The 1,628-nt window shown below is 39.6% G+C and carries 1 protein-coding gene; it reads left to right on the top strand.

What is annotated here, in order from left to right:
- Window positions 1-1,572: group II intron reverse transcriptase/maturase (gene ltrA, locus ACN4EE_RS23155; protein WP_431708868.1), on the top strand; the 1,572-nt coding region annotated here is incomplete at its 5' end.
- Between the last annotated feature and the right edge of the window lie 56 nt (window positions 1,573-1,628).

The raw sequence follows: 1,628 nt of genomic DNA, 5'->3' as shown, positions 1-1,628 counted from the left end.
CGTTGCCGAATCTTCCGTGCTAGAAAACTTGGTCAGTGGAAGCAGTTGAGAAGATTGCAGAAACTGTTAATAAGAAGCCTATCAAATCTATTGCTCAGTGTCAGACAAATTACTCAAGTCAATGACGGAAAGCAAACAGCAGGAATAGATAAGGAGGTAATAAACACCCCTGCACAGCGAGTAAAACTTGTCAATGAATGGAAAATGCCAAAAGCAGTTCCTACAAAACGGGTATATATACCGAAGTCCAATGGCAAGAAACGTCCTCTCGGCATCCCAACCGTGAGAGATAGAGTTGCACAAGCAATAGTTAAAAATTCACTAGAACCCGAATGGGAAGCCATATTTGAACCTAACTCTTACGGATTCAGATGTGGAAGAAGTTGTCAAGATGCCATCGAACAATGTTTCATTAGACTAAGTAGCGGAAAGAATCAACATGGTGAATTTGAAAAAGACACTTGGGTTTTAGATGCCGATATAAAAGGTTTTTTCGATAACATTGCCCATGAATCCATCCTGAACACGATTAATAGTCACCCTAGAAAGGAACTTATTAAAGGATGGTTAAAAGCTGGATTTGTCGACAAAGGTGTCCACAACCTTACCGAGACAGGTACTCCTCAAGGTGGTGTTATAAGTCCTATATTAGCTAACATAGGACTGCACGGGTTAGAAGAATATATCAAACAATGTAACCCAAAGCTAGGCATCGTCAGATATGCAGACGACTTTGTAGTAACTGCAAAGGATAGAGAATCTTTGGAAAAAGTGCTTATCCAGATAAAGCAATGGTTGTCAGAAAAAGGTCTTGAAATCAGTGCTGAGAAGACTCGGATAGTTCACATAGATGATGGATTCGATTTTCTAGGATTTAATCTTCGCCGATATAAAGGCAAGTTGTTGATTAAACCTCAAAAGGAAAAAGTCCTTGCCTTCTGCAAAAGGATAGGTAAAACACTATCTGAAATGAAAGCACGGACTCAAGAAGATATTATCACAAAATTAAATCCACTTCTCAGAGGTTTTGCTAATTACTATAGAGGGGTAGTAAGCAAAGAAACCTTCTCATACATCGAAAATCGAGTATGGCATTACCTTTACCGTTGGGCTAAACGTAGGCATCCTAACAAATCGAAAACATGGGTTTTCAAGCGTTATTTTCATAGCCATAAAAGAAGAAATGGTGTTTTTATGTGTTCAAGTAAAGGGAGAGGAAACAGAGAATTAACACATATTCTTTACAACATCCCTGAAACTCCTATCATAAGACACATCAAGGTCAGAGGAACGTCAAGTCCTGATGACTCCACCTTAAAGGACTATTGGCAGAAACGCAAAGAAAAGGATGGGAAGAAATATTGGGCAAGAAATAGCAAATACTTCTCAATAGCTAATCAACAAGATTGGAAATGTCCCGTCTGCGGAGATGCCTTGTTCAATGGTGAAGAAATAGAAACCCATCATATCGTACCTGTTAGAGAAGGTGGTGAAGATTCCATCGACAATCTTGTTCATCTACACAAGGCTTGTCATAAACAGGTACACTCTAAATCCAAGTTGAAGGCTTGAAGTAAGGCTTGAGCCGTGTGATTAGTAATAGTCACGCACGGTTCTTAGGGGAGGGG

Source organism: Geminocystis sp. CENA526 (assembly GCF_050753365.1).
Taxonomy (GTDB): Bacteria; Cyanobacteriota; Cyanobacteriia; order Cyanobacteriales; family Cyanobacteriaceae; genus Geminocystis.
The sequence above is the reverse complement of the archived record's forward strand: the minus strand, read 5'-3'. Positions and strand labels throughout refer to the sequence as shown.